This is a genomic window from Streptosporangium sandarakinum, from assembly GCF_013409935.1.
Lineage (GTDB): Bacteria > Actinomycetota > Actinomycetes > Streptosporangiales > Streptosporangiaceae > Streptosporangium > Streptosporangium nondiastaticum.
Genome location: NZ_JACCCO010000002.1, coordinates 550604 through 575661, shown reverse-complemented (window position 1 = coordinate 575661; position 25058 = coordinate 550604). Strand labels below are relative to the sequence as shown.

At 73.4% G+C, this 25058-nt stretch carries 22 protein-coding genes and 1 tRNA gene; 11 read left to right on the top strand and 12 right to left on the bottom strand.

What is annotated here, in order from left to right; all coding sequences use genetic code 11:
• Nucleotides 1–104 precede the first annotated feature (104 nt).
• A complete protein-coding gene (locus HDA43_RS21280) occupies nucleotides 105–728 on the top strand; it encodes a TetR/AcrR family transcriptional regulator (RefSeq protein ID WP_179824430.1) in 624 nt (207 codons plus the stop codon).
• Nucleotides 729–761: 33 nt separating this feature from the next.
• Here the strand turns inward: HDA43_RS21280 and HDA43_RS21275 are convergent, their stop codons facing one another.
• On the bottom strand, nucleotides 762–1340 hold the full coding sequence (locus tag HDA43_RS21275; RefSeq protein ID WP_179824428.1) for a GNAT family N-acetyltransferase: 579 nt from the start codon (nucleotides 1338–1340) through the stop codon (nucleotides 762–764).
• 10 nt (nucleotides 1341–1350) lie between these two features.
• Nucleotides 1351–2607: an MFS transporter gene (locus HDA43_RS21270; protein WP_179824426.1), complete on the bottom strand. Its 1257-nt coding sequence runs from the start codon at nucleotides 2605–2607 to the stop codon at nucleotides 1351–1353.
• 86 nt (nucleotides 2608–2693) lie between these two features.
• On the opposite strand from HDA43_RS21270, the gene HDA43_RS21265 reads away from it, so the two are divergent.
• The 4 genes from HDA43_RS21265 (at nucleotide 2694) to HDA43_RS21250 (ending at nucleotide 7012) form a co-directional block, all read left to right on the top strand.
• On the top strand, nucleotides 2694–3152 hold the full coding sequence (locus tag HDA43_RS21265) for a winged helix-turn-helix transcriptional regulator (protein ID WP_179824423.1): 459 nt from the start codon (nucleotides 2694–2696) through the stop codon (nucleotides 3150–3152).
• A 182-nt stretch (nucleotides 3153–3334) separates the two neighbouring features.
• Nucleotides 3335–4540, top strand: coding sequence for an acyl-CoA dehydrogenase family protein (locus tag HDA43_RS21260; protein WP_179824422.1), 1206 nt, complete (start codon nucleotides 3335–3337; stop codon nucleotides 4538–4540).
• 125 nt (nucleotides 4541–4665) lie between these two features.
• Nucleotides 4666–5838, top strand: a complete 1173-nt coding sequence (locus tag HDA43_RS21255; protein ID WP_376770516.1) for an acyl-CoA dehydrogenase family protein — start codon at nucleotides 4666–4668, stop codon at nucleotides 5836–5838.
• 55 nt (nucleotides 5839–5893) lie between these two features.
• A complete protein-coding gene (locus HDA43_RS21250; RefSeq protein ID WP_179824420.1) occupies nucleotides 5894–7012 on the top strand; it encodes an acyl-CoA dehydrogenase family protein in 1119 nt (372 codons plus the stop codon).
• 96 nt (nucleotides 7013–7108) lie between these two features.
• Here the strand turns inward: HDA43_RS21250 and HDA43_RS21245 are convergent, their stop codons facing one another.
• The 3 genes from HDA43_RS21245 to HDA43_RS21235 form a co-directional block, all read right to left on the bottom strand.
• Nucleotides 7109–8551 (bottom strand): MFS transporter, encoded by a 1443-nt coding sequence (locus HDA43_RS21245; protein WP_179824418.1) that lies wholly within the window; start codon nucleotides 8549–8551, stop codon nucleotides 7109–7111.
• A gap of 194 nt (nucleotides 8552–8745) precedes the next feature.
• On the bottom strand, nucleotides 8746–9720 hold the full coding sequence (locus tag HDA43_RS21240) for a helix-turn-helix transcriptional regulator (RefSeq protein WP_179824416.1): 975 nt from the start codon (nucleotides 9718–9720) through the stop codon (nucleotides 8746–8748).
• A gap of 58 nt (nucleotides 9721–9778) precedes the next feature.
• On the bottom strand, nucleotides 9779–10360 hold the full coding sequence (locus tag HDA43_RS21235) for a TetR/AcrR family transcriptional regulator (protein ID WP_179824414.1): 582 nt from the start codon (nucleotides 10358–10360) through the stop codon (nucleotides 9779–9781).
• A 279-nt stretch (nucleotides 10361–10639) separates the two neighbouring features.
• Between HDA43_RS21235 and HDA43_RS21230 the strand changes: the two genes are divergently transcribed.
• The 3 genes from HDA43_RS21230 to HDA43_RS21220 all read left to right on the top strand — a co-directional run bounded on the left by HDA43_RS21230 (nucleotide 10640) and on the right by HDA43_RS21220 (nucleotide 13066).
• Nucleotides 10640–11335: a nuclease-related domain-containing protein gene (locus HDA43_RS21230; protein ID WP_246424475.1), complete on the top strand. Its 696-nt coding sequence runs from the start codon at nucleotides 10640–10642 to the stop codon at nucleotides 11333–11335.
• Between the two features lie 216 nt (nucleotides 11336–11551).
• A complete protein-coding gene (locus tag HDA43_RS21225) occupies nucleotides 11552–12130 on the top strand; it encodes a dienelactone hydrolase family protein (protein ID WP_246424474.1) in 579 nt (192 codons plus the stop codon).
• A 99-nt stretch (nucleotides 12131–12229) separates the two neighbouring features.
• Nucleotides 12230–13066 carry a neutral zinc metallopeptidase gene (locus tag HDA43_RS21220; protein ID WP_179824408.1) on the top strand — a complete coding sequence of 279 codons (837 nt, stop codon included), beginning with the start codon at nucleotides 12230–12232 and terminating at the stop codon, nucleotides 13064–13066.
• Between the two features lie 49 nt (nucleotides 13067–13115).
• Here the strand turns inward: HDA43_RS21220 and HDA43_RS21215 are convergent, their stop codons facing one another.
• The 4 genes from HDA43_RS21215 to HDA43_RS21200 all read right to left on the bottom strand — a co-directional run bounded on the left by HDA43_RS21215 (nucleotide 13116) and on the right by HDA43_RS21200 (nucleotide 16197).
• A complete protein-coding gene (locus tag HDA43_RS21215) occupies nucleotides 13116–13550 on the bottom strand; it encodes a type II toxin-antitoxin system VapC family toxin (protein ID WP_179824407.1) in 435 nt (144 codons plus the stop codon).
• A complete protein-coding gene (locus tag HDA43_RS21210) occupies nucleotides 13547–13729 on the bottom strand; it encodes a hypothetical protein (RefSeq protein ID WP_179824402.1) in 183 nt (60 codons plus the stop codon). Before HDA43_RS21210 ends, HDA43_RS21215 begins: the two co-directional genes overlap by 4 nt.
• An 88-nt stretch (nucleotides 13730–13817) precedes the next feature.
• Entirely contained in the window at nucleotides 13818–15221 is a 1404-nt protein-coding gene (locus tag HDA43_RS21205; protein ID WP_179824400.1) for a vWA domain-containing protein, read from the bottom strand.
• Between the two features lie 124 nt (nucleotides 15222–15345).
• Nucleotides 15346–16197, bottom strand: a complete 852-nt coding sequence (locus HDA43_RS21200) for an AAA family ATPase (protein WP_179824398.1) — start codon at nucleotides 16195–16197, stop codon at nucleotides 15346–15348.
• 723 nt (nucleotides 16198–16920) lie between these two features.
• Between HDA43_RS21200 and HDA43_RS21195 the strand changes: the two genes are divergently transcribed.
• Together HDA43_RS21195 and HDA43_RS21190 are read left to right on the top strand one after the other, a co-directional pair.
• Entirely contained in the window at nucleotides 16921–18099 is a 1179-nt protein-coding gene (locus tag HDA43_RS21195; protein ID WP_179824396.1) for a hypothetical protein, read from the top strand.
• Nucleotides 18100–18178: 79 nt separating this feature from the next.
• Nucleotides 18179–18252, top strand: a tRNA-Lys gene (locus HDA43_RS21190).
• Nucleotides 18253–18348: 96 nt separating this feature from the next.
• Here HDA43_RS21190 and HDA43_RS21185 read toward each other — a convergent pair.
• From HDA43_RS21185 to HDA43_RS21175, 3 genes are all read right to left on the bottom strand, one after another.
• The gene (locus HDA43_RS21185; RefSeq protein ID WP_179824394.1) at nucleotides 18349–20763 is read right to left on the bottom strand and encodes a hypothetical protein; all 2415 of its coding nucleotides are present in this window, start codon (nucleotides 20761–20763) and stop codon (nucleotides 18349–18351) included.
• A 61-nt stretch (nucleotides 20764–20824) separates the two neighbouring features.
• Nucleotides 20825–21847, bottom strand: coding sequence for a hypothetical protein (locus HDA43_RS21180; RefSeq protein ID WP_312873478.1), 1023 nt, complete (start codon nucleotides 21845–21847; stop codon nucleotides 20825–20827).
• Nucleotides 21844–23274, bottom strand: a complete 1431-nt coding sequence (locus HDA43_RS21175; RefSeq protein WP_179824392.1) for a hypothetical protein — start codon at nucleotides 23272–23274, stop codon at nucleotides 21844–21846. Before HDA43_RS21175 ends, HDA43_RS21180 begins: the two co-directional genes overlap by 4 nt.
• A gap of 235 nt (nucleotides 23275–23509) precedes the next feature.
• On the opposite strand from HDA43_RS21175, the gene HDA43_RS21170 reads away from it, so the two are divergent.
• The gene (locus HDA43_RS21170; RefSeq protein ID WP_179824390.1) at nucleotides 23510–25057 is read left to right on the top strand and encodes a DUF4407 domain-containing protein; all 1548 of its coding nucleotides are present in this window, start codon (nucleotides 23510–23512) and stop codon (nucleotides 25055–25057) included.
• The last annotated feature ends 1 nt before the right edge of the window (nucleotide 25058 follow it).

Here is a 25058-nt window from a genome sequence, read left to right as displayed (position 1 = left end):
GCGCGGACGGCGGCGGGCCCCGGCACACCACGGTGTGCCGGGGCCCGTCGTTCCTCCGGCTCCGGTGGGTGAACGCGACTTAACTACACGTGTAGTCTCATCGCATGAAGTCGGAACGGGCCCGGGCCGTGGCGGAGGCCGCCATCACCCTGCTGGCCGAGCGGGGCATGCGCGGCCTGACCCACCGGGCGGTGGACGAGGAGGCGGGGCTGCCGCCCGGCTCGACCTCCAACCTCGCCCGCACCCGCTCGGCGCTGCTGGAACTCGCCCTGGAGCGACTGACCGAGATCGAGGGCGCGGTCTTCGAGCCGCTCCTCGGCGTCACCGAACACGCCGCGGCCGGGACGGAACCCGGGGGGAGCGCCGGGCCGGTCACGCCCGAGACGCTCGCCGAGATGACCGCGCGGAGCCTGTGGGCGCAGCTCACCGTCGACCGCCGCCGCACGGTCGCCCGCTACGAGCTGGCGCTGGAGGCCACCCGCCGCCCCGAACTGCGCAGGATCTACGACGAGGCGGGGCAGCGCTTCCGCACGCTGGCCGTCGCGGTCCTCACCGCCGCCGGATCCCCCGACCCGGTACGGCACGGCCACCAGATGGTCGCCTACGGCGAAGGAGTGATCTTCGATGCCATCGCCGGGGCCGGGGCCGAACCCACCCTCGACGACCTGCGCCTGGGCGTCAGGGAGGTGCTGGCGGGCATGCTGGGCTCGCCTTCCGGCCGCCTCTGACCCGGCCTTCCCGGCCCCGGCGCGGTCCGGGGCTCAGCGTTCCAGCAGGCGGGCGCGGTGGGCGGGCCACTCCTCGTCGAGGATGCCGAAATAGGCGGTGTCGCGCCAGGTGCCGTCCGGGCGGCGGCGGTGGCGGCGCAGCACGCCCTCCGGGACGCCGCCGATGCGCCTGATCGCGGCCTGGGAGCGGGTGTTCAGGATGTCGGTCTTGAGCTGGACGCGGTTCACGCCCAGGTGGTCGAAGGCGTGGTCGATCAGCAGGATCTTGCAGGTGGTGTTCACCGCCGTGCGCCACACGGCCCTGCCGTACCAGGTCCAGCCGATCTCTACGCTGGAGTCGAAGCCCGGGGTGTCGATGTAGGAGGTCCAGCCGACCGCGCGGCCGGTCTCCCGGAGGATCACCGCGAACGGCACGTGGCCGGGGTCGTCGATCAGCCGCTCCGCCATCGTCGCGAGTTCCTCCACCCCGTGCGGCGTGGGATGCTGCCAGCGCCACACCTCCTCGTCGCCGCCACCGGCCAGGAACAGGTCGGGGACGTGGCCGGCGGTCAGCGGCTCCAGCCGTACGGCGGCGCCTTCGAGGACGAGCGGGTCGGGCATCTTCGCGGTCATGGCGGCGACCCTACGGCCGGCGGCGCGCGGCCCGGAAGGTCCACTCGGCCCGGTTGCCGGACGACCACTTCGCCGGCGGGGCGGCGTCCCCGGTGAGCGGCCGGCCCCTCCGGCCGGGGGACGGCCGCCTGTCGGCCGCCCAGACGGCCAGCGCGCAGGCCGCGAATCCGGCCCCGAGGAGGCTGGAACCCGCCCAGCCGTGGGCGGCGAAGGCGGCGGTGGTCGCCGCCGCGCCGAGGGCGGAGCCGAGCGAGTAGAAGACCATGTAGCCGCCGATGACGCCGCTGGTGCGATCCGGATGCGCGGCGGTGAGCAGGTGCTGGTTGCTCACGTGCACGGCCTGGACCGCGAAGTCGAGGACCACGATTCCGGCGACGAGGATCCACAGTGACCACGGCAGCTGCGCGATCGCCGCCCACGAGACGATGAGCAGGGTGAGCGCGAGACCGGTGACCGGGGCCGCCCGTCCCGCGTCCGCCCACCGTCCCGCGCGGGCCGCGCCGAGCGCGCCGGCGAGCCCGGCGATGCCGAACAGCCCGATCCGGCTCTCGCCCAGTCGCCACGGCGCGTCCGCCAGCGGCAGGGACAGCCCGCTCCACAGGGTTCCGAACGATGCGAACAGGAAGAACGCGATGAGCCCGCGCGTCAGGAAGACGCGCCGCCCGAACAGTCCTCCGAGCGAGACGATGGCCCGCCCGACCCCCGTGGGCCGGTCGGGGCGCTCCTCCGGCGGCAGGACGGCGAGGACGAGGGCCGCGAGCCCGAGCGACAGCACCGCGAGCACGGCGTAGACGCTCCGCCAGCCCCACACCTCGGCGAGCGTGCCGGCGACGATCCGCGCGCCCAGGATGCCGGCCACGACGCCCGAGGTCACGACACCGATGTTCCGCCCGCGTTCGGCGGGCGGCGAGGCCGACGCGGCGTAGGCCACCGTGGTCTGCACCACGACCGCGAACATCCCGGCCACCGCGAGCCCCGAGAACGCCACCCACGCGGCCGACGCCGAGGCCGTCAGGATCATCCCCAGCGCGGTGATCACCAGGTGCGCGGGGATGAGCCGGCGCCTGTCGGCCACGTCGCCGAGCGGCGCCAGCAGCACCAGCCCGGCCAGATAGCCGAACTGGCCGGTCGCGACCATCCAGCCGGTGAGTTCCGCCGGCACGCCGAGATCACGTCCCATCGGACCCAGAATCGGCTGCGCGGCGTAGACGCCCGCCACAGAGACACCGCACACCACCGCCAGCAACGTCCGCCGCCACAGGTTCATCGCACCCCGACTCAATAAGTAGCAAAATGCAACCAATTTGACCGTACGGCATGATGGTTTCAATCCGCAACTCATCGGGAGGTGTCATGTCGCTCGCCACCACGGGCGTCCCGAACCTCGACTGGACCGACCCGGAGTGCCCGGTCGCCCGCGCGCTCGACCTCGTCGGCGACAGGTGGAGCCTTCTCGTCATCCGTGACGCGATGGACGGGGCGCGGTCGTTCACCGAGTTCCAGCGGCGCACCGGCATCGCCCGCAACATCCTCTCCGACCGCCTCCGCAGGCTGGTCGCTCACGGGCTCCTCGCCCAGCGCGCCGCACCGTCGGGCCGCCGCCAGGAGTACGTGCTCACCGACGCCGGCCACGACCTCTTCGCGGTCGTCCTCACCCTGCGGCAGTGGGGAGAACGCCACGCCTTCGCCCCCGGCGAGGCCCACTCGGTCCTGGTCGACCGGCACGGCGCCCCCGTGCCGGAGATCGCGCCGACCGGCTCCGACGGCACCCTCCTCGACACCGACACCACCCACGTGCGGAAGTCCCGATAGGAGGCGGGCCCCCGCGCCTTCGGGCCTCGCGGGCGCTTCGCCGCCCACGCGGCCGGGGGAGCGCTTCGGTGGCCGGACGGCCGAGGGGGCGTTTCGGTGGCCGGACGGCCGACACCCCGCCGTCCCTTGTCGACAGCCATACCGTCCGGTCGGTACGCTCCTTGGAGACCGTGAGGAGGGCCATGGATTTCGCGTTCGACGCCAGGACCGAGGAGCTGCGGCAGAGGCTGCTCGCCTTCATGGACGAGTGCGTCCACCCGGCCGAGGAGGCATTCGAGGCCCAGGCCGCGCAGAGCGGGTGGTCCAGCCCGCCGCTGATGGAGGACCTCAAGCAGGAGGCGCGCAAGCGCGGGCTGTGGAACCTGTTCCTGCCCGGCGAGCACGGCGCCGGCCTGACCAACCTCCAGTACGCCCCGCTGGCGGAGATCATGGGCCGCTCGCCGAGGATCGCCCCCACCGCCACCAACTGCGCCGCCCCCGACACCGGCAACATGGAAGTGCTGTCGATGTTCGGCAACGAGTGGCAGCGCGAGGAGTGGCTGGAGCCGCTGCTGCGCGGGGAGATCCGGTCGGCGTTCGCCATGACCGAGCCGGACACCGCCTCCTCCGACGCCACGAACATCTCGCTGTCCATCGTCCGCGACGGCTCGGAGTACGTCATCAACGGCCGCAAGTGGTTCGCCTCCGGCGCGATGAACCCGAACTGCCGGATCCTCATCGTGATGGGCAAGACCGACCCGGAGGCCGCCACCCACCGGCAGCAGTCGATGGTCCTGGTGCCGCGCGACACCCCCGGCCTGGAGATCAGGCGCGGCATGCACGTGTTCGGCTACTCCGACGCCGACCACGGCGGGCACGCGGAGATCGACTTCACCGACGTCAGGGTGCCGGTGGAGAACCTGATCGGTGAGGAGGGCGGCGGCTTCGCCATCGCCCAGGCCCGCCTCGGGCCGGGCCGCATCCACCACTGCATGCGGCTGATCGGGATGGCCGAGCGCGCGGTCGAGCTGATGTGCCGGCGGACCCTGTCGCGTACGGCGTTCGGCAAGCCGATCGCCCAGCAGGGGGTCGTCCAGGACTGGATCGCCGAGTCGCGGGTCAAGATCGAGCAGCTCCGCCTGCTGGTGCTCAAGACCGCCTGGCTGATGGACACCGTCGGGAACCGCGGCGCGCACACCGAGATCCAGGCCATCAAGATCGCCACCCCGCGCGAGGTCGAGTGGATCCTGGACAAGGCCATCCAGGCCCACGGCGCCGGCGGCGTCAGCCAGGACTTCCCGCTGGCCGGGCTGTGGGCGGGCGCCCGGTCGCTGCGCCTGGCCGACGGCCCGGACGAGGTCCACAAGCGCTCGCTGGCCTACCGAGAGCTGAAGAAGCACATGGGTTGACCCGGTGCCGGCGGCGCCCCCCGGCACCGGGTCACCGGGCTCCGGGCGCGGACCGGACCCGTCCGAAGCACCCGGAACGGAACGCCGGGCGGCAGAGGTGATCGCGTGACTGCGAAGGGAGCGTCGTGACGTTGGACGAGGAGACGGTCAGGGAGCGCGCCGTCGCGTTCCTGGCCGGGCACCGCCCCGAGGACCGTACGGGGTTCCTGCGGGCCCGGTTCGACGCCGGGCTGGCGTGGGTCCACTTCCCCGAGGGGCTCGGCGGGCTCGGCGCCCCCCGGGAGCTGCAGAACGTCGTCGAGCGGGAGCTCGCCGGCACCCCGCAGCCCGACCCGGGCACGCAGGCCATCGGGCTGGGCATGGCGGCGCCGACGATCCTGGCGTTCGGCACCCGCGAGCAGCAGGAGCGGTTCCTGCGCCCGCTGTGGACGGGCGAGGAGATCTGGTGTCAGCTGTTCAGCGAGCCCGGCGCCGGCTCCGACCTGGCGACGCTCGCCACGCGGGCGGTCCGCGACGGCGACGAGTGGGTCGTGGACGGGCAGAAGGTGTGGACCTCCGGGGCCCACCACGCCCGGTGGGCGATCCTCGTCGCCCGGACCGACCCCGGCGTTCCCAAGCACCGCGGGCTCACCTACTTCGTCTGCGACATGCGCGCCCCCGGCGTCGGGGTCAGGCCGCTGCGGCAGATCACCGGCGAGGCGGAGTTCAACGAGGTCTTCCTGACCGGCGTGCGGCTCCCCGACTCCCTGCGACTCGGCGCCGTCGGCGACGGCTGGCGGGTCGCGACCACCACGCTCATGAACGAGCGGGTGGCGATCGGCGGCGGGCCGGTCCGGCGGGGCGGCGGCATGATCGGCCTGGTCGCCGACACCTGGCGGTCCCGCCCGGAGCTGCGCACCCACGACCTGCACCGGCGGCTGCTCGCGCTGTGGGTGGAGTCGGAGGTCACCCGGCTGGCCGGGGCGCGGCTGCGCGAGCAGCTCGCGGCCGGCCAGCCCGGCCCGGAGGGCTCGGCCATGAAGCTCTCGTTCGCCTCCCTCAACCAGGCGCTCAGCGCGCTGGACGTGGAACTGCGCGGCGAGGAGGGCCTGGAGTACGACGACTGGACCTTCCGCCGCTCCGAGAGCGTCGACTTCTTCGGCCGCGGCCCCGGATACCGCTACCTGCGGGCCAAGGGCAACTCGATCGAGGGCGGCACCTCGGAGATCCTGCGCAACATCGTCGCCGAGCGGGTGCTGGGCCTGCCCTCGGAGCCCCGCGTGGACAAGGACGTGCCCTGGAAGGACCTGCCCCGGTGACGGGCCCCGGAGCGGGCCGGTCGGCGGCTCCCACGCCGAACGAGGAGAAGTGCCGATGACGCTGCTGTACACCGAGGTCGAGGAGGAGCTGCGCGCCTCCGTCCACGACCTGCTCGCAGACCGCTGCCGGCCCGACGCCGTGCTGAGGCGGGCCGAGTCGGCCTCGCCGTACGACGCAGACCTGTGGAAGACCCTGTCGCGGGAGATCGGCGTGGCGGGCCTGCTGGTACCCGAGGAGTACGGCGGGGCCGGCGCGTCGGCCCGCGAGGCCGCGGTGGTGCTGGAGGAGCTGGGACGGGCCGTGGCGCCGGTGCCGTTCCTGACCAGCGCGGTGCTCGCGACCGAGGCCCTGCTCCAGGCGGGGGTCCACGAAGGGCTTCCGGCGGGCGGGCGCGACCTGCTCGCCGAGCTGGCCGCGGGCGAGACCACGGCGGCGCTGGCCGTGTCGCTGGCGGCCTCGCCGTACCGGCCGCTGCCGCCGCCGGTCGCGCTGAACGACCACGGCGCGCTCGACGGCGAGATCCGGGCGGTGGCCGGGGCCGACGCGGCCGACGTGCTGCTCGTCCCGGTCGGCACGGCGCTCTACCGGGTGCGGGCGGGGGACGCCCGGATCGACGTGGTGCCCTCGCTGGACCTGACCCGGCCGATCGCCGTCGTCACGCTCTCCGGCGCGCCCGGCGAGCGGCTCGGGGCCTTCGACGCGCGGCGGGTGCTGGCGTTCGGGGCCGGGCTGCTCACCTCCGAGCAGCTCGGGGTCGCCGAGTGGTGCCTCGCGACGACGCTCGCCCACATCAGGGAGCGCCACCAGTTCGCCCGGCCGATCGGCTCCTTCCAGGCGATCAAGCACCGGATGGCGGACCTGTGGCTGGACGTGGCGCGGGCCCGCGCGGCGGCCAGGAACGCCGCGAACCTGCTGGCCGCCCGCCCGGAGCCGGGCACCGAGGCCGCCCTGGAGACCGAGGCCGCGACGGCGGTGGCCAAGTCGTGGTGCTCGGAGGTGGCGGTCCGCGTCGCCGAGGAGGGCGTCCAGCTCCACGGCGGCACCGGGATGACCTGGGAGCACCCGCTGCACCTCTACCTCAAGCGGGCCAAGGCGTCGGAGACGGCGCTCGGCACCCCAGGCGCCCACCGCGACGCCCTGTCCGCCCTCGCCGACCTCCCCGCCCCGATCTGACCCGGTACGGGCGGACCGGAGCGGGGCGCCGGGGCGGGGCGGGCGGATCGGAGCGGGTGCGCCGGGGTCAACAGCCGCGTGCGGGTGCGCCGGGGCTCAATGGCCGGGTTCGGCGTCCTCGCGGGTCTGGCGGGGCAGGAGGAAACCGGCCAGGAAGGTCAGGGCGACCATCCCGGCGACCACCCAGAACGTCTGCCGCGCGGCGGCGGTGGGGTCGCCGCCCGTGGCGCCGAAGAAGACCGTGCCGAGCAGCGCCACGCCGAGTGCCGCGCCGACCTGCTGCAGGGCGGTGAGCGTCCCGGAGGCCGACCCCATCTCGTGCGGCTCGACGCCGGCCAGCGCGATCTCGAAGTACGGGCCCATGATCAGCCCCGAGCCGACGCCGGTGACGAGCAGCGCCGGGGCGAACTGCCAGGGGCCCGCCTCCGCGCCCAGGATCAGCAGGAGGGCGACGACCCCGGCCGTCATGATCAGGGCTCCGACGTGCAGCAACCGGCGGCCGTGCCCGCGGAGCGCCTGCACCAGGCCCATGCCGACGATCATGCCCACGGAGAGCGGGATCCCGGCCAGGCCGGCCTTCAGCGGGCTGTAACCGAGGCCGAGCTGGGTGTAGAGGTTGAAGACCAGGCCGAAGCCGGTGAAGGCCGCGAAGTAGATCGTGCCGGTGAACAGGCCGCCCACGAACGAGCGCTTGCGGAACAGGCTGGGCGCCACCAGCGGGTCGCGGCCCCGGCCGGCGCGGCGCGACTCGTACCGGCCGAACAGTGCGAACACCGCCGCCGAGGCGGCCATCATCACGAACGCCCAGGCCGGCCAGCCGTACTCGCGGCCCTGGACCAGCGGGAAGACGACCAGCAGAGCGCCGAGGGAGGCCAGGGCGGCGCCGGGCAGGTCGAGGGTGAGCGACCGTGCCGGGCGGGAGGCGGGCAGGAACCGCAGCGCGGCGGCCAGGGTGGCCAGCCCGACCGGCAGGTTGATCAGGAAGATCATGCGCCACCCGGTGCCGAGGAGGTCGGCGTCGGCCAGCCAGCCCGCAAGGATCGGCCCGCCGATCGCCGACAGGCCCATGACCGGGCCGAACATGCCGAGGGCCGCTCGCAGCTCCGTGGGCGGGAACATCTCCCGCATCATGCCGAGCCCCTGCGGGACCATCGCGGCGCCGAAGAGCCCCTGGACGACCCGGGCGGCGATGACGGTCTCCGGCGAGAAGGACGCCGCGCACAGCAGCGAGCCCACGACGAACCCGGCCGCGCCGATGAGGAACATCCGCCTGCGCCCGACGATGTCGCCCAGCCGGCCGCCGGTGAGCAGCCCGGCCGTCATGGCGAGGGTGTAGGCCGCGCCGAGCCACTGGATCATCGAGGTACCGCCACCCAGGTCGGCCCGCATCGTCGGCCCGGCGATGTTGGTGACGGTCGCGTCGAGGAGCTCCATCACCGACCCGGCGAGGATCACGAAGAGCGCGGGCCAGCGCCACCGGTACGGCGCGGGCCCGGCGGTCTCCGGCGCCTGTGCCGGGTGGGTGTCGAGAGTGGTCATCGGCTCCTCCAGAGCGTCTCGTTCGGGGGACGGGAGGAACACTAGGGATCAACGCGGAAAGGTTGGTTCCGCATTGGCGTCAGGCTGCGGAACTCCGGAGAGGAGACCCGCCGGGAGCGCGGCGGACGCCCGGGACGGCCCGCCCCGCCGGGACCGCGGCCCGGAACGGTGCTCGGGACGGTTCCGCGGGGTGCTCAGGACGGTTCCGCGGGCGTGCCGGCCGCGCGGGTGTAGCGGGCGCCGATCTCGCGCAGGTGCGCGGCCAGCTCCGGCGGATCGACGACCTCGAAGTCGAGGCCGGTCATCCCGAGGTGGATCGCCAGGGCGTCCAGGGACGAGGCTCCGGTGTGGAACAGGCAGCTCCGCTCGTCCGCCGCCTCCAGTTCCCCCCAGTCGGGCCAAATCCGCTCGGCGACCGCCTCGACCGGAGCGTGGAACCGTACGGTGGCCCGGTGCCGGATCACCGCGGTGGTCACACCCCTGGTGACATAGGCCGCGATGTCGCCGCCGGGCGCCTCGCGGGGGGCGAACCGTCCGCCGTTCGGGGTGCGCAGCCGGATCCGGTCGACGCGGAAGCTGCGCCAGTCCTGCCGCGCGGGGTCCCAGGCCGCGAGGTACCACCGCCGCCTGGTGTGCACGAGCCGGTGCGGCTCCACCTCCCGGACGCTCTCGTCGCCGTCGTGGTTGAGGTAGTCGAAGCGCAGCCGCTCGTGGTCCCGGCAGGCGCTCGCAATGGCGGTGAGCACGGCGGCGTCCACGGTGGCGGGGGAGCGGTCCGGGACCGCCACCGTCGCGGTGTGCAGGGCGTTGACCCGGTGGCGCAGCCGGGACGGCAGCACCTGTTCCAGCTTGGCCAGCGCCCGCAGCGAGATCTCCTCGATCCCGGCGATGGAGCCGCCCGCGGCGGTGCGCAGCCCCACGGCGACCGCGACGGCCTCCTCGTCGTCGAGGAGCAGCGGCGGCATCTGCGCGCCCGCGCCGAGGCGGTAGCCGCCCGCGACGCCGGGGGTGGCGTGCACCGGGTAGCCGAGCTCGCGCAGCCGTTCGACGTCGTTGCGGATGGTCCTGGTGGTCACCCGGAGCCGTTCGGCGAGTTGGGGGCCGGTCCAGTCACGAGGGGTCTGCAGCAGGGAGAGCAGGCGCAGCAGCCGCGCCGAGGTTTCCAGCATCCCCCGATTGTGCCGCCCATCGCGGAAGGCTTTCTTCCGCGATACGGGGGCGGTTGGGTCAGGGACGCAGGGAGGCGAGGAGGAGGTCGGCGAAGTGCCCGCCGACCTCGGCGCCCGACAGCGGCCCCTCGGTGCTGTACCAGGTGCCCAGGTGGTGGACCGAGCCGAAGAAGAAGTCCACCACGATCTCGGCGGGGGAGGCGGTGCTGAAGACGCCCTCGCGCTGCCCCTCGGTCACCAGGTCGCGGAAGCGCTCGTGGTAGCGGCGGCGCTCGGCGCGCACGCTCTTGCGGGTGTCCGGGGCCAGCAGGTGCATCGAGCGGAAGAAGATCTTGGAGTCGTCCAGGTTCTCGACCGTGGTCCGCACGACGTCCGCGGCGGCGGCGTGCAGGCGCTCGGCCACCGTGCCGGGACCGTCCGCTATGGCGGTCAGCCGCTCCATCTGCATGCGCAGCACGCGCCCGTAGATCTCGTGGAGCAGGTCGTCCTTGGAGTCGAAGTAGTGGTACATGGCGCCCTTGGTGACGCCGGCCGCCGAGACCACCTCCTGCACCGAGGTGCTCTCGAAGCCCCGCTCGGCGAACAGGCGCGTGGCCTCGCTCAGCAGGCGCTGCCGTACGGACTCCCTGTCGCGCGTCATCTGGCCCCTCCCCGCCGCCGGCCCCGGCCGTCCGGCCCCCCGCCGTGTGCCGACCCAGCATACCGACTGGTCGGTTAAAGCGTCGGTACCTGGCGTAGGTGTGTTATTTGCGTCACCTTTGGCTGCCTGGAGCCCCCGGTTGGGTATTTTCTGGCACAGGGATCTTCAGCGTGGCAGATCCGCTCCTTGTCAGCTCTCGACCTCCGGGGGTTCGCTGTGTCCGGCGGATCAATCTACGTGACGCCAGAGGACCAGGTTCACGGCCTGTCCCCTCAGGTCATGTACGAGCAGTTCTGGATCAAGGAAGCGGGCGAACGCCGGAAGACGCGGGCGGTCAAGGCCGTCGGCGGCCTGGTCGTGGGCGTGCTGCTCGGCTACCGCTTCGGCCTCAACCTCCCGCTCGCCGGGGTGGTGACCGCCCTGCTGGTCGCCGCCGCCGACGCCACCTGGGCCTGGTACTCCTACAACGCCACCGCCGTCTGGCGGGGCAGGCGCCGGGGTGAGACCATCACCGGCAGGCTGCTGCGCCGCAGGCTCCGCAGGCGCGGCTACCACGTCCTCGACGGCCGCGCCGTCCCCGGACAGGCGTCCATCGACCACCTCGTCATCGGTCCCGGCGGGGTCTGGGTCGTCGACAACGAGGCGTGGGACCCCGACACCGAGATCGCCCGCTACGGTGACCGGCTGTTCCTGGGCGAGAAGTACGGCACGAAGGTGGCCAAGGCGCTCGTCGACGTCTCCGCCGCCCTGGCCGAGGTCCTCACCCGCGAGTCGGGCGTCGAGGTGACGATCGAGCCGCTGCTCGCGGTGCACGGCGGCAGGCTGCGCCGTACGGTCACCGCCGAGGGGCTCACCCTCCTCAAGCCGCGCCTGGTGACCCGCTGGATCCTGAGCGGTCCGCGGGCGGACTACGACGCCCAGCAGGTGGAACTGCTCGCCCGCACCGCCGCCCGGGTCCTGCGCCGGATGAACTGACCGTCGGCTCCGGCGACGCCCGACGCAACCTCTCCTCCGTGATCCGGGCGAGGGCCCCGGCCGCCGCGTGGGCCTCCAGGAGGCATGAGGCCGGTCGCCGCGCGAAGAAGGAGATCCGGCTCCCACCTGGCGGGCGGTGCGGAAACTGTCGGTGCCCCCGGCCATACTCATCCCCCGGCGGAAGCCGTTCCGGTGCCGCCGGATGAAGGGAACGAGATGGCCGAGGTTCTGCTGTTCCACCATGTGCACGGGCTGACGGCCGGGGTGCTGGAGTTCGCCGAGGAGCTCAGGCGGGCCGGGCACACCGTCCACGTCCCGGACCTGTACGAAGGGAGGGTCTTCGACGACTTCGAGGAGAGCGTGGCCCACGCGCAGAAGATCGGGTTCGACGTGCTGACCGAGCGCGGGCGGGCCGCCGCCGAGGGATTGCCCGGCGAGCTGGTCTACGCCGGGTTCTCGCTCGGTGTCCTTCCGGCGCAGTCGCTGGCCCAGACGCGGCCCGGCGCGAGGGGCGCGCTGCTGTTCCACGCCTGCGTGCCGGTCTCGGAGTTCGGCGGCGCGTGGCCGAAGGGGGTTCCGGTCCAGGTCCACGGCATGGACGCCGACGAGCTCTTCGTCGAGGAGGGCGACCTCGACGCGGCCCGCGCCCTGGTCGCGGAGGCCGAGGACGCCGAGTTGTTCCTCTACCCCGGTGACCGGCACCTGTTCGCCGACCCGGGCCTGCCCACGTACGACGCGGAGGCCACCGCGCTGCTCACCGAGCGCGTACTCGGCTTCCTCGCGGGCATCCGCTGAGCGGCGTCGGGTGAGAAACGTCCGGTGGGTTGCGGATGGTTCGCCCCGGTAGGTGCGCCATGGATGTTTTGTCAGTGATTGGGTAGCGGCGGGCGGGTGATGTCGAAGACGACCCCCCGCCCGCCTCGTTCCCGCGCCCGGTTCCGGGCGGTGTACGCCGTGATCGCCGCGCTGGTGCTTCTGCTTCCGGCCTGCTCGGCGGGGGACGGCGAACACCGCGGCATCACCGACGTGATCAAGCAGGCGATCGACGACGTCAAACGGCATCGGGAGCAGAAGAGCGGCACCACCGCGAGCCGGGGGGACTCGACGCCGCTGGGCACCGACGGGCGCACGTCCTTCGACTACGCCGCCTACCAGCGCACCCTGTCGGTCACGCTCGGTCTCCTGGAGCGGTACTGGAGCGATGAGGTGCCTGAGCTGGGCGGCTCCTACAGCAAGCCGCGGGCCTATACCTACTACCGCTCCGACGAGGGCGGCGGCCCGGTCTGCGGTGACCAGCCCGCGCCCGCCCGCAACGCCTTCTACTGCCCGGCCGGGGACTTCATCGCCTGGGACGAGTCCGGGCTGATGATCCCGTACTACGTCAGCGGCGGCGACTTCGCCGCCTCCTTCGTGCTGGCCCACGAGTTCGGTCACGCCATGCAGGCCCGGATGCCGCGCCAGGAGCAGACGGGGGTGCTGCGCGAACTGCAGGCCGACTGCTTCGCCGGAGCCTGGGCGCGGTGGGTGGCGCAGCAGAACCTGCTGGAGGAGGGCGACTTGGACGAGGCCACGCTGGCGGTCTTCTCCGGCCGGGACCTGCCCGGCACCGCGTGGACCGACCCGGCCGCCCACGGCAGCGGGTTCGAGCGCACCCGCGCCTTCGGTGACGGCTTCGAGTCGGGCGCCAAGAACTGCTACCCCGCCCCCGCCGAACGGTGGATCCTGCGGTGATCGGGATACGGCCGGTCACCGCAGGTCCACCCGCCGGACGACGTTGGGCTCAGCTTTCCGGCAGAACGGTGAGACGCTGCCCCTTGGGCAGATGCCGAGGGGCGACGATCCGGTAGTCGCGCTGGTCGAGTGTCGCGACCTCCCGTAGATCGAAACGCTCGGCAAGCGCGATCCCACAGGCATCGACCGCCTGGAGCCGTAATGAGGCGTAGGCCAGGAGCAACTCGGACATCCGTCGGTAGTCATGCGGGGTGACTTCGATGACGCGAAGTTCATCGTCGGCGATGGCGGCGCAGAACTCCGCGGCGAGGGCCGGACTGCCACGGCGTACCGGGTCGGTCAGCAGGTGACATATCTCGGTGACGGCAAGCGACGGAACGACCAGTCTGGTCCAATGCCGCGTCAGGAACCGGACGCAGCGTGAATGATCCTTGTCGGCTTTGTTGAAGGCGGCGACCAGCGGCCCGGTGTCGCAGAGGATCACGCGGTGACCGCTCCTCCGGACTCCTCGCGGTGGGGGTACGTCAGGTAATCGTCGTGGTTCGCGCCGAGGTCGGGCGGCCCCTGAAGCGCGCCGACAAGCGCCGCCAAGTGCTTGGGAAGCCGGGGCTCGTCGAACTGCCCGGCAGAGGCGCCGTTCCGGACATCGTCGTCGAACGTCATGGCTTCAGTGTAGGCGGTCGCCTCTCGGTGGCACCGAGACTTGGTCTGACTCATCGCATCGATTGAATGCCGGAGTGTGAGGTGGCCGTCAGGTGAGGTCCTCGATGAAGGCGGCGAGTTGGACGACGTTGCGGCACTCGCGCATCGGGACGACCGCGCCGTAGGCGCTCGCCAGGGAGTCGCCGGTGTCCCACTGGCTCACCGGCTCCGGGTTGAGCCAGTGGGCGTGCCGGGCCTCGCGGACCAGGCCGCGGAGCGTCTCCAGGGCGGGCGGCTGGTAGTTGGACCGGGCGTCGCCCAGGATCAGCAGGGACGTCTTCGGCCCCACGGCGTCACCGTACCGCTCGGCGAACCGTTCGAAGGCGTGTCCGTAGTTGGTCCGGCCGAACCGCACCATGTCGGCCTCGGCCGCCATCCGCGTCATCGCCTCGGCCACGTCGGCGCCGGGGGTGAAGAAGCGGGTGATCTCGTCCACGGTGTCCACGAACCCGAACGCCCTGACCTTGGCGAACTGCTCGCGCAACGCGTAGGTCAGCAGCAGCGTGAAGTGGGCGAAGGAGGCGACCGAGTCGCTGACGTCGCACAGGACGACCAGCTCGGGCCGGTGCGGGCGGCGCGGCCGGTTGAAGACGGCCAGCGGCACGCCGCCGCTGGACAGCGAGGCCCGCACGGTCCGGCGGAAGTCCAGGCGGCCCCGGTGGCCGGTCCGGTTCCTGACCGTCAGCCGGGCGGCCAGCCGCCGGGCGAGCGGGTGGACCTCCCGGCGCAGCCTCGCCAGGTCCGCCCGGGTGATCCGGAGGAAGTCCACCTGCTCCAGCGGCGGCCGTACGGCGGAGCGCGCGATCCGCTCGATCCCCGACTCCTCGGCGATCCGGCGGCGTACGTCGGTGGCGACGGCCTCCTCGAAGCGCCGGATGTTGTCGCCGATCCGCCGCCGGGCCACCTTCTCGGCCAGGCCGCCGCGCTCCCGCCCGGCCAGGACCTCGGCCAGCAGCCGGGCGATGAGCGTCTCGGGGGACAGCGCGCGCAGCACCGGGTAGGAGAACCAGTTCTGCCGGCCGGGTGAGGCGTCCTGGCGGCCGAAGCGCTCCACCATGGCCCGGGCGAAGGCGTCCATGCCCTCGGCGTCCAGCAGCAGTTCCGCCAGCCGGTCGCGCAGCTCGGGCAGCGCGGCGGTCCCCAGGTCCGCGCCTTCGGAGAGGTCCGCGCCAGGGGCCCCGGCGCGCGGGTCCCGGAGGTCTTCCGGGTCCGGGAGGGCGTGCGGGGCGGTGGTCGCGGCGGGGAACCACAGGTCGAAGAGCGCGTCGAACCCCGGCCGGTACGACGGCCGCTTGACCAGTGTGGCGGCGTAGGCGGCGCGCAGCGACTCGCGCTCGGCCAGGTCGACGACCAGCAGCGCCCGCGCGGCGTCCAGCCCCTCGGCCGGCGACACCGGCAGCCCGGCCTCGCGCAGTGCGCGCACGAAGCCGACGTGCCGGTCCAGCAGGCTCACCGCCCGGCTCCCAAGCGGGCGCCCCGGGCCACCCGGGGAGCCGTCCCGGCCGGACGGGCGCGGGACGGGCTTTCGGGCTGCGCGTGCCGCCCGTGCCGTCCGGGACGCCCGCCGGTCCGGCCGGTCACAGGCCGAGCTCCTTGCGGGTCCGCGTCTGGTCGGAGGCGTGCTTGAGCACCACCCCCAGGGTCGCGTCCATGGTCGCCTCGTCCAGCTCGGTCCGCCCGAGGGCGAGCAGGGTGTTGGCCCAGTCGATGGTCTCGGCGATGGAGGGCGACTTCTTCAGCTCCAGGGCGCGCATCGTGGCGACCGTACGGGCGAGCCGTTCGGCCAGGTCCGCCTCGATGCCGGGCACCTGCGTCAGCACGATGTCCCGCTCGCGCTCCGGCGTCGGGTACGAAAGGTGCAGGTAGAGGCAGCGCCGCTTGAGCGCCTCCGACAGCTCGCGGCTGGCGTTGGAGGTCAGCACCACGTACGGCCGGCGCGTGGCGGTGATCGTGCCCAGCTCGGGGATCGTGACCTGGTAGTCGGACAGGACCTCCAGCAGCAGGCCCTCCACCTCGACGTCGGCCTTGTCGATCTCGTCGATCAGCAGGACGGTCGGGGTCTCGGCGCGGATCGCCCGCAGCAGCGGCCGCTCCAGCAGGAACTCCTCGGTGAAGATGTCGTCGTGGGCGGCGTCCCAGCCCTCGCCGCCGCCCGCCTGGATGCGCAGGAGCTGTTTCTTGTAGTTCCACTCGTACAGCGCCCGGGCCTCGTCCAGCCCCTCGTAGCACTGGAGCCGGACCAGCGCGGCCCCGGTCGCCGCCGACACGGCCTTGGCGAGCTGGGTCTTGCCCACCCCCGCCGGGCCCTCGGCCAGCAGCGGCTTGCCGAGCGCGCCGGCCAGGAACACCGAGGTCGCGATGGAGTCGTCGGAGAGGTAGTCCGCGGCGGCGAGCCGGTCGCGGACGTCGGCGGGCGAGGCGAACCACATGTGTGCTCCCGGACAGGACTTCGGACGGACGCTTCGGACGGACGCTTCGGACGGGCGCGGGCGGATTCGGGCAGGACCGAATGTTGTTCTAGCGTAGCCGCCGATCATGCCCGCGGCGACCGGGCCGGGCCGCGGTGGCCGAGCCCGGAGGGGGGCCGCCCACCCGGCCGGGGGGGCGTGGGCCGCCCTGGGTGTGCCGGCGAGCGTCCTGCTGGGCCGCCCGCCCGGCCGGAGGGCCGTGTGACGTCCGGATAACCGTTTCCGGTTACGGGCGAGTTATGGATCTTTTGCTGGACTCCTCGACCGGAGCCGGGAACGTCCCCGCGCCGGATCCGGAGGAGATCATGCTGTCCACATCTGTCGTCCGGCCCCTCGCGCCGTCACCCGCCCTGCGGAGGGCCCGTCACGGTCACCGATGGCCGTGGTGGCTCCTGGCCGCCGGTTTCGCCGCCCAGGTGGGGCTGCGGCTGTGGCTGTTCAGGTATCACACCGGGCCGGTGGCGAATCCGGACGAGACGGGTTATCTCGCCGCGGCGCGGTGGCTGGCCGGAGGCCCGGAGGCGGACTTCAGCGGCTCCACCTTCTACCAGGGCGGTTATCCGCTGCTGCTCGTTCCGGCCTTCTGGCTGACCTCCGATCCCACGCAGGTCTACCGGCTGGTGGTGGGATCGGGTCCATCGCGGCGGCCGGTGCGTTCCCGCTGGCGTACATGCTGGTGCGGCGGTGGGGATGGAGAGGAAGGCGGCCCTGGCCGTGGCGTTCGCGGCCGGCCTCTCGCCGGCGCTGCTGCTGTTCTCCGGGCTGGCGCTGGCCGACGCGATCCTGCCCGCCCTGGTGCTCGGCCTGCTGGTCGCGCTGCACGACCTCGCCGAGCGGGGTTCGCTCCCCGCCGGGACGGCCGCGGGCGGGCTGGCGGCCTTCGCGATGGCGGTGCACCTGCGCGGCACGGTGATCCTGGCGGTGTCGGTGCTGATCGTGGTCGCACTGCTGGTGAGCGGACGGGTGCCGCGCCGGGCCGGGTTCGCGGCGCTGGGCGTGGCGGCGGCGGTGGCGGCCGTGGGCACGCTGCTCAACGGCGCGCTCTCCGCCGAGCTGTACCCTGACGGACCGCGTGACCTGGCGGGCCTGCTGGTGACCCGCCTCACCAGCCTCGAAGGGCAGGCATGGGCGCTGTCCGGGGCGGCCGGTCAGCTCTGGTACCTGATCGTCGGCACCTGGGGGCTGGCGGGCGTCGGCTTCGGGGGAGTGGCCGTCCTGCTGGCACGGCGGGGTGTCCCACCCGGCCGGCGCGTCTCGGCGGCCGCTCTGGCGCTGGTGACGCTGGGTGTCGCGTACGCGTCCTCGGCCGCGCTGCCGGACGAGCACCGGGTGGGCAACTACACCTACGGCCGGTACACGGCCTGTGTCGCGGTGGCCTGGACGCTGATCGGGCTCGTCACCCTGGTCCGCGCCCGGCGCCTGACGGTGCCGCGTCACGCGCTGGCGGCCGCCGCCCTGATGGCGGGGACCGGAGGTGTGGCCGCCGCCGCCCTCCTTCCCCGCCGTCGCGGCCGCCTGCCGGTGGTGGCGGCCGTGCTGGCGGCGATCAACATCGCGTTCGTCGTGCATCTGGCCCCCGCTCCCGCGTCCGCGGCGGGCGGGGACCCGTTTCCGGTTCCGGCCGCGGGCCGGGTGGCGGTGGACCTCCGGGTGCGGTGGCATGTCTGGGTGCCGCTGGTCCATCGGGTGTGGTGGACGGAACTGGAGCGTTTCGACGGAGCCCGGCGGCTCCCGCCGGCAGGCGTCTGCACCGTCATCGCACCCCCGACGGCCCTGCCCCCGGCGGGCTGGACGGTCACGGACGAGGGCGGGGCCCGGCGGGGGTGGACGGCCTGGGCCGGCTCCGGATCCGGCTGCGCGTAGGGGGTGTGCGCCCGCCGGGCGGTCACCGGATTCCGGTTCGGATCGTCCGGCGGAGTGCGCTATTCTTCAAGGGCTTCACGCGCCGCTAGCTCAGTTGGTTAGAGCAGCTGACTCTTAATCAGCGGGTCCGGGGTTCGAGTCCCTGGCGGCGCACGGAAAAGAGACCCCGGCTCGGTGTGACCGAGCCGGGGTCTTTTCGATTCGCCCCTCCGGCGGGGCTTCGAGTACGGATCTCCGTACGTCGCCGTCTCAGTGCGGCTCGATCCTGGACGGCAGCCGGATGGCCAGCAGGAGGGCCAGGAACCCGATGACGGCCCCGCCGACGATCAGGATGAGGGCGAGCTGTGAATCGTCCCGCTCCCGGTCGTCCTCCTGATCCGCGGAACGGGGGGCGGCGGGCGGCGGCAGGACCGACTCGACCAGCCTGACCGCCGCCGGCGCCGGAGAGTCGAACCCCGCCGACACCAGCTTGCCGGGATCGACGGACCGGGCGACCTCGCCCAGCGCGTCGCGCAGCCCGCGGCCGACGGCCCGGTTGGCCAGCACGAGCAGCGAGCGGTCGGGAGGCTCGGAGAGCGCCTCCGACCTGGAATAGCCTCCGGCGACCTCCCGGGGGACGAGAGCGGCCTGTACCTCTCCCTTCCGGAGGTCGCGCAGTGGGTCGGCCGCCGGGACGGTCCTCGGCTTCAGCCGGGGATAGCGGTCCCGCAGGATCCGCCCGGGATTCTCCCCGAAGAGGCCGTCGGGAGAGGCGTCCGGCACCGACACCCGGGCCTTCCCGTCCTGACTCGTCAGGGCCGCCGCCACATCATCGGGCCCGGTCCGTGCGGCGTCGTAGACCAGGACGTACGGGTCCGGGACCGGAACGGTGGCGACCTCCGAGAACCCCTGCGCCGCCAGCGGGTTCACCGGAGGCGCCGGCGCGGCGCCGTCCGGCGGGACGGGGTCCGGGGGAGGGGGCGCCATGAGCACCACGGCCGGTTCCGCGGCGGGCGCGGCCGCGGCGGGGGTGTCGCTCAGCCGGACCTCGGGCCGGTGGCCCGCCCGCCGGACGGCCTCGGCCACGAGATGCCTGGCGAACGCGTCCCGCTGCCCGGCCGGCACCTGGACGACGACCACGTCCGGTTCCGTCCCGGTCACGCCCTTTTCGGCGGGCGGATCACCGCCGGAGGCGCTCACCATCGCGACGGCGCCGACGGCGATCAGGGTGACGGCCAGCGCCATGAACGCCGCGGCCAGGGTGAGCCTGCCGTGCGGGCCCCAGGCGGGTCCGGGCCGTTTCGCGTGGTCCGCCTGTTTCAGCCCGCCGAGATTGTCCTGCATCGAGGGCGGCATGGCACCCGGCCCCGGGACGGCGGCCGGTTGGTAGGACATCGTCGGCGCGGCCCGGCTCCCGGTCGCGGGTTCGATCGCGGGGGCGGCCCGGCTCCCGGACGTGATGCCGAGCGGGGGTGCGGTCCGGCTTCCGGGTGCGGTGTCGAGCGTCGCGCCGGGCGGGCGTACGGCCCGTGTCCCGCCGGAGCCCAGGCCCAGTCGCCTCCACGGCGTGCCGATGAGCGAGGTCAGCCTGCTGACGGGCGAGGTGGGCCGCCCCTCACCGGCTTCCCGCCCCTCACCGGCCCCGCGCCCCTCCCCGGGTTCCAGGGCGGGGCGGGCCGCGTCGGGCCACGGGGCGCCGCCGCCCGCCGGAACCGGTTCCCCGACGCCGGGCGCGGCGTTCTGGAGCCCCGCCGTGCCAGCGGGGACCGCCCCCGGCCCCTCCGCCTCCCACTCCGTGTCGGCCTCGGCGTCGGCGGAGGACAGCACCTCCTCGGGATAGCCCGAGCGTTCGAGCAGCCGTACGGCGCGCGGCAGGTCACCGGGGCCGAACGACAGGGGCTCGGTATCCCGGGCGAGGCCCTCCATCATGTCCTCGATGCGGACGTCGGTCCTGGTCAGCAGATCCAGGTACACGTTCGCCGGGCTGTCCCTCCAAGCGACCTCCGTTCCGCGGCCCCATCCCACCTCATAGGCGTCCCTCGGCGCGTGCCGCGCGAAGGACAGTCTGATCCGGTGCCGGGCCGTGCTGCTGACCCAGGTCGCCGCGGTCAGCCTCGTCCGCATGCCGTACGGCAGGAGCGCGGCGACGGTGTCCAGGAAGCGCAGCCGTTCGACCATGGGAACCCCGTCCGCGCCCACCACGCAGACGGGCCGCCCGGTCAGCAGCAGCGCGGCGGCGCACCGCGCGTCCGGCCCGGGGTCGAGAGCCGCGGGATCGGAGTCGGGCACCCGTACGACCGGCGGGGCGGACGGGGTCACCGGCAGACGCGCGAGGGCGTGGTAGAGCGCCTCGTAGGACACCCGGTGGGCGGCCAGCTCCTCGTACGGGACGTAGAACCAGCGGGTGTAGGCGATCTTCCGGTTGGTGGCGTCCCGGTGCCCGGACCACTCCTGGATCGCGAGCACGACGTGACGCGACACCCGCTCGCGCTCCCTGGTCGCCGCGACCGCGACCGTCAGCTGGGGCAGGTCCGCCGACAGGCCGGTGGCGAACCTGTTCCTGATCTCCTCGAAGACCTCGGGCCCGAGGCGGCCGTCGCTCCAGGAGAGCAGCTCGTAGTCGTTGTGGGCGCCGGGCCGTTTCCCCTCCAGCGCCCACTCGAACCCGATCTCGTGACCGGTCACGAGACCTCCTTCCCCGGTCGTACGGCGGGCGTCCCGCGCCGGGGTCCCGCCGTACGGCCGGTCACGAGACCCCCTTCGCCGGCCGGAGCGCGGCGAGTCGCTGTCCCAGCCAGAGCATGGGCTCCACCACGTTGATCGGATACAGCTGCCCCCGGATGCGGGAGTCCTCGTCGGCCTCTCCCGGGAGCATGTTCTGGAAGTCGTCCCAGTCGAAACGCCTGGCGCGCCGGTCGACGTAGAAGCCGATCGAGGAGGTGGCGAAGAAGCGGATCCGGTCGGGGTGGAAGTACTGGTCGAGCGTCTTGAGCACCATGTCGGCGCTGCCGGTGGCCGACACCTGGCACAGCTCGTGGAACAGCTCCCGCGCGTCGTCGCCGGCCACCCGCGGCAGCCGGTACGGGTCGTCGTCGTCCGTGGTGAGCAGCCCCCGGGCCTCGGCCGTCTCCAGCACCCGGGGGTCGTCGAACTTGGTGACGCACACGGCGATGTGGTGCGGCAGCTTTCCATCGGTGAACTCGCCGGCGGCGAGCATCCGCTCGGCGAGCCGGGTGAGCGGGGGATACATGTGGTCGAAGGCGTCCCCGTAGGTGAACTCCCTGATCGGGTCGAAGAGGAAGACGATTCCCCGGCTGTGCTCCAGGTTGTCCAGCAGCTCCTGCCGGCGCGGGTCCCCCGAGCCGTCCTGGGGGCTCGGGCCGCCCGCCGGGCGCTGCCCCGCGCCGAACAACCCTCCGGGGGCGTCGATCATGCCGATGCCGATCCTGGGCGGTTGCCCCGGCTTGGCCTTCCTGTTCCAGAAGCCGGTCTTCCGGGGAGGGGGGCCGATGAGCGACCAGTGGTAGCGCTCCAGGGCCATGCTCGCCTCGGGGAACACCTTGCCCTGCAACAGGTCTTTGGTCCGCTCGACCAGGTAGTCCGACGACGCGGGGTCGGAGCCGACGATCTTCCAGCCGTTGCCGCTCCTGGTCAGGGCGATGTACAGCGCCGCCAGCAGGGTGGTCTTGCCGCTGCCGGGGGCGCCCCACATGGCGATGTCGTGATCGGGGCGTCCCCGGCTCGGGTCGGGCTGCATGGGCGTCGTCACTCCGTCTCGTCGAGCAGGGGGAACGGGAGGTGGGCCGGGGAGGGGGCGGTCAGGCCGAGGTCGGCGGCCAGCCCGCGCACGTCCACCGCCTCCAGGTGGGCCAGCGCCGTCGCGCCGAGCTCGTGCCACAGCCGATGCGCCTGGCCGGAGGCGTGGTCGCAGATCGCGCCCAGCGTCGTGCCCGGCCGCTGCCGCAGGACGGCGACCAGCTTCCGCCAGTCGTGCCGGCGGGGGCAGGGCAGGATCCTGGACCGGTCGGTGCGCGGCGGGTGCGGCGGGCGGCCCCCGACCGTGAGGACGACGGCGGGCGCCGGGCCGGCCTGGCCGAGCCGTCCGGTCACCGCGGCGAGCGCGTCCTCCAGTTGCGCCGCCTGCGGGTGGTACGGATATCCCCTGGTCACCGCCCCTTGCTCCTCCAGCTCGCCGAGCGCGTCCAGGGCCTCTCCGGCGTCGGCGTTCCAGGCGGCGACCCGCACCGGGTGCTCCGGCGCCGACGGGTCGAAGGAGTGCGCCGCGTAGGCGAGGAGGGAGACCCGGAGCAGGTCGCCGAGCTCTCCGGAGGCGAAACTGATCATCTGGCGTGCCCGGCTCAGCCGTTCCGCGACCTGGTCGTCGGCCCCGCAGACCTCCACCGCGCAGACGAGGTGCGCCGGACCGGCGCGCCCCGGCAGCCGGTCCGGGAGCGAGCCGACGAGCTGTTCCCAGTCGCGGTGGTCGGGGGAGAGCGCGGGCAGGCCGGTGAACCGTACCCGGCCGGGCCGTACCAGCTCGGCGGTCACCTCGTACCGGCCGGGTGCGAGCGGAGCGGACTGGAGGGACAGCAGCCGCGGCTCCGGGCCCTGCCAGGTGACCACGGCCAGTGCGGTGCCGTGCGCGCCCGGCTCCGTGCAGCGGAGGGCGACCCGGGTCCGGGCCCCCGGACGGGAGCCGATGGGGAAGAGCCGCCTGCCGGTCAGCCGGAGCCTGCCGGTGCCCGGATCGGCGAGGAGGACCACCAGCTCGTACGGCCTGGTCAGCGGATCGTCCGTCATGACCTCCCGGACCAGCGCGGCGGTCGGGGCGTCGGCGCGCAGCACCTGCGCGGCGGGATGCGCCGCGCGCAGCCAGTCGAGGGCCCGCTCGGCCCTCGGGTCGGCGGACGCGGCCACGAGGATCACGTCGGCGGGGGACGGGTGGACGCGGGCCGCGCGGAGCACGGCCTCCCGGGCCGCGGCCGGATCGGCGTCCCACCCGTGCTCGCCCGCGAGGTCCGGCCAGGTCGCCGCCCAGCTCCGGCCGCGGGGGCGGCCGTTGCCGTCCCGGTGGAGCAGGAACGTGGTGACGCCGTCGGCGGCGACCTCCACCACGGTGAGGTGGCCGGTGTCGGCGAGGCCGGCCAGAGCCTGGGCGATCGCCTTCCTGGTCAGGTCCCTGTCGGGCTCCGGCACGGGGGAGTCCTCCGTCGGTATGTCGTATCAGCTGCGCTGCGTCCCCAATATCCCGATTAGTCGGCTTATAGAATGCTATGACGAGCTATCCGAATAAAGTTCCGCGAGTTTCGTCGATGAAATCCCACTGGGCATCCGGAAATGTGACATTGGGCGCCTATGATAGCCCCTTCGAGGGGGCCCGCGGCGTTCCGATCGATGCCGGCGCGGTACGACTTCCTTTCCGAGGAGGGGTATGCGACGTTTCCTGGCCGCGCTGTCCGCGGTGCTGATCGCGCTCTCGGGGGCGCGCCCCGAGGTTCTCCGGACGTGCCCCACCGAACGCGGCAAGTTCGAGGGCATCGGGGGCGCGGTCCTCACCACGAGCGTGCTCGCCGCCGTCTCCATGACGTTCGCCCTCAACAGCGCGCTCGGCGTCAACATCGTCCTCGCCGTCGTCGTCGCCCTCCTGTGGGGCCTGGCCATCCTCAGCCTGGACCGGTGGCTCGTCTCCACCATCAGGGCCGACGCGCCGAACCGCTGGGCGCTGGCCGCGCCGCGCGTCGCCATCGCCATCGTGCTCGGCCTGGTGATCTCCACCCCCCTGGTGCTGCAGGTCTTCAAGGCGGAGATCGACACCCAGATCTCCGAGATGAAGCAGCGGCGCGCCGACGCCTTCACCGTGCAGCAGGAGAAGGGCGCGGTGGGCAAGAGCGTCGACCAGCTCCGCAAGGAGGTGGCCGGCCTGCAGCAGGTGATCTCCTCCGGCGGGGACGTCCCCCTCGACCTGGAGCAGGACCCGAAGATAAAGGCGCTGTCCACCCGGCGCGCCGATGAGCAGAAGCAGGCGGACAAACACTACAAAGAGTGGCAGTGCCAACTCTACGGCGGTGCGAACTGCCCCAAAAAGGGCAATGGTCCCCTTGCCCAGGAGAGCCGCCGCGCCTACGAGAAAGACAAGGACCGCATCGAGCTGCTCACCCGGCAGATGGAGGACCGCAAACGGGAGCTGAACTCGACCGGGGAACAGGCCAAGGGGATACGGCTCGCCGCCGCGCAGGACGCCCTGCCCAGGGCCCAGCGCCAGCTCGACGCCGCGGTCGAGCAGCAGGCCCGCATCCAGCGGTCCTTCGACGAGGACAACCTCGCCACCGACGGGCTGCTCACCCGGCTCCGGGCGCTCAACGAGCTGACCGGAAAAGACTTCACCCTCAGCGCGGCCCGGCTGCTGCTGTTCGCGTTGTTCCTGCTCATCGAGTGCCTGCCGGTCGCGGTGAAGCTGATGCAGCGGCCCGGCGTCTACGAGAAGGCGCTCGCGCTCGCCGAACGCCGGCAGATGGACAGCGTGCGCGAGGAGTTCGGCACCCGCTCCGGCTCGCGATCCCGGTCCGGGTCGGCGGAGTCCGGCGGGTCGAACAGCGTCTGGAGCATCTGGTCGCACCCGCAGGACGCGCCGCCCCGGTCCGGCCCCGCCTTCGGGGAGGAGACGGGGACGCCCCGCGGGCCGAACGGCACCCGGGTCGAGCGGTCCGATGACGGCGGCGGACACGGTCCCCGGTCCGGTGAGTACGGGCCGCCCTCCGGCGGTGGGTACGGTCCCCCGCGCGGTGAGCACCGTTCTCCGCGCGACGAGTACGGTCCCCCGGCCGACGACGGGTACGAGCCCCTGGAGGACCAGGCCCTGCGCGGGATGGCCGACACCCGCATCGTCCGGAGACCGGACCCGGGCGCCGGACCGGGCGCGGGACCGGGATCGGGTGCGGGGCGCTCGGGCGGCGTCGAACTGCTCCCCGACGAGGACTGAG

Excerpts from the sequence above, each read along its gene's own strand:
- HDA43_RS21280 (WP_179824430.1), top strand. The coding sequence starts at position 105 with ATGAAGTCGGAACGGGCCCGGGCCGTGGCGGAGGCCGCCATCACCCTG.
- HDA43_RS21275 (WP_179824428.1), bottom strand. The coding sequence starts at position 1,340 with ATGACCGCGAAGATGCCCGACCCGCTCGTCCTCGAAGGCGCCGCCGTA.
- HDA43_RS21270 (WP_179824426.1), bottom strand. The coding sequence starts at position 2,607 with ATGAACCTGTGGCGGCGGACGTTGCTGGCGGTGGTGTGCGGTGTCTCT.
- HDA43_RS21265 (WP_179824423.1), top strand. The coding sequence starts at position 2,694 with ATGTCGCTCGCCACCACGGGCGTCCCGAACCTCGACTGGACCGACCCG.
- HDA43_RS21260 (WP_179824422.1), top strand. The coding sequence starts at position 3,335 with ATGGATTTCGCGTTCGACGCCAGGACCGAGGAGCTGCGGCAGAGGCTG.
- HDA43_RS21250 (WP_179824420.1), top strand. The coding sequence starts at position 5,894 with ATGACGCTGCTGTACACCGAGGTCGAGGAGGAGCTGCGCGCCTCCGTC.
- HDA43_RS21245 (WP_179824418.1), bottom strand. The coding sequence starts at position 8,551 with ATGACCACTCTCGACACCCACCCGGCACAGGCGCCGGAGACCGCCGGG.
- HDA43_RS21240 (WP_179824416.1), bottom strand. The coding sequence starts at position 9,720 with ATGCTGGAAACCTCGGCGCGGCTGCTGCGCCTGCTCTCCCTGCTGCAG.
- HDA43_RS21235 (WP_179824414.1), bottom strand. The coding sequence starts at position 10,360 with ATGACGCGCGACAGGGAGTCCGTACGGCAGCGCCTGCTGAGCGAGGCC.
- HDA43_RS21230 (WP_246424475.1), top strand. The coding sequence starts at position 10,640 with ATGTACGAGCAGTTCTGGATCAAGGAAGCGGGCGAACGCCGGAAGACG.
- HDA43_RS21225 (WP_246424474.1), top strand. The coding sequence starts at position 11,552 with ATGGCCGAGGTTCTGCTGTTCCACCATGTGCACGGGCTGACGGCCGGG.
- HDA43_RS21220 (WP_179824408.1), top strand. The coding sequence starts at position 12,230 with ATGTCGAAGACGACCCCCCGCCCGCCTCGTTCCCGCGCCCGGTTCCGG.
- HDA43_RS21210 (WP_179824402.1), bottom strand. The coding sequence starts at position 13,729 with ATGACGTTCGACGACGATGTCCGGAACGGCGCCTCTGCCGGGCAGTTC.
- HDA43_RS21200 (WP_179824398.1), bottom strand. The coding sequence starts at position 16,197 with ATGTGGTTCGCCTCGCCCGCCGACGTCCGCGACCGGCTCGCCGCCGCG.
- HDA43_RS21170 (WP_179824390.1), top strand. The coding sequence starts at position 23,510 with ATGCGACGTTTCCTGGCCGCGCTGTCCGCGGTGCTGATCGCGCTCTCG.